Source organism: Shewanella sp. A32 (assembly GCF_029167175.1).
In the GTDB taxonomy this organism is placed as follows: domain Bacteria; phylum Pseudomonadota; class Gammaproteobacteria; order Enterobacterales; family Shewanellaceae; genus Shewanella; species Shewanella yunxiaonensis.
Window position 1 is genome coordinate 1 of sequence record NZ_JARFTS010000064.1, and the last position, 1125, is coordinate 1125.

At 31.7% G+C, this 1125-nt stretch carries 2 protein-coding genes; both read right to left on the reverse strand.

Going from position 1 to position 1125, the window contains the following annotated elements; translation table 11 throughout:
- Positions 1 to 101 precede the first annotated feature (101 nt).
- Positions 102 to 446, reverse strand: a complete 345-nt coding sequence (locus tag PY479_RS17550) for a replication initiation protein (protein ID WP_275484542.1) — start codon at positions 444 to 446, stop codon at positions 102 to 104.
- 273 nt (positions 447 to 719) lie between these two features.
- The gene (locus PY479_RS17555; protein WP_275484543.1) at positions 720 to 851 is read right to left on the reverse strand and encodes a hypothetical protein; all 132 of its coding nucleotides are present in this window, start codon (positions 849 to 851) and stop codon (positions 720 to 722) included.
- Between the last annotated feature and the right edge of the window lie 274 nt (positions 852 to 1125).

The following is a 1125-nucleotide window of genomic DNA, read 5'->3' on the forward strand; positions in this document are numbered from 1 at the left end:
CATGTAGCGAAGTTTTAATAAGGATCATTATGTCAACTAGCTTTTATCTGACTTTGGTATAGCTTAGTTTGAAACGACAATTATAACTATTTAGTGCGGATTTAGTCAGAATTAATGGTTATTTCATATCCAGTGACTTTGACACCTTTTTTAATCGTATTCAAAACAATAGTGACATTTAATGTTTCAATTAATTCATCTACGGCCACATTCAAAACTTTTTGTTTGAATCGTCCAGCTGTCCAATTGCTCGAACGGTCAACTCCTAGGAACCAATCTTGCCAATCGTTCATTTCACCAGTAATCGTAACTGTTTTCTGATTACCCATTTTCTGGGCTTGATACATTTTCATAAGGATTAGAGTGTATTTAGACTTAATTCGTGATAATTCTGATAGATGGAAAGAGTAGTATTTCTCCCTCAAATCAAAGACATAGGGTGCCACATGCTCCGAAAACTAAAATGTAATCGTTTTATTTTTAGAAATACGAATGAAATTAAATAATTGGGTCATTAGTACGCTATCGGAACCATCTTCATCTTTAACAAGGAAATAAAGCGGTGTTTCTTCATTCAGCGTTTTAAATCCTTTGATTACACGAGTATAGTTAGTGCCAGAATCTGTTAAACCAAAGTGTTTCAGCACATCTGAAGCTTGTGCCTTGAAAGTGTCGTCCAGTTTCGAATCACGTGTAACGTAACTAAAACAGAAATCTAGTTATTTTTGTTCAAAAGCATTTAAATTTCCGAATGCTTTGGCTAAGTCGTTCCCTTGAGTAACCAAATAATCTTGTCGGCTTAGTAAGTTTTTAGTTAATTCATTGGTTTTAATTTCAACTTTTTCTTTCATTGTCTTAACCGCCTTTTAACTTTAATGCAATTATAACCATAAATGCAAAATAATGCAAATATAGTTAATAAATCCGCACTAAATAGTTATAATGTCCGCACTAAATAGTTATAAAGGTATGCTGTATCCCTTGGTATGACTGCATTTTTATTCCCTTAATGTACTATAATGTATTTAAATGTATTTATAAATGTATAAACTTATTGGGCTATCCTAGGTTATTTTACACATAATAAACACTAAATGATTAAAAATCGTGAAAATAAATTCAAGA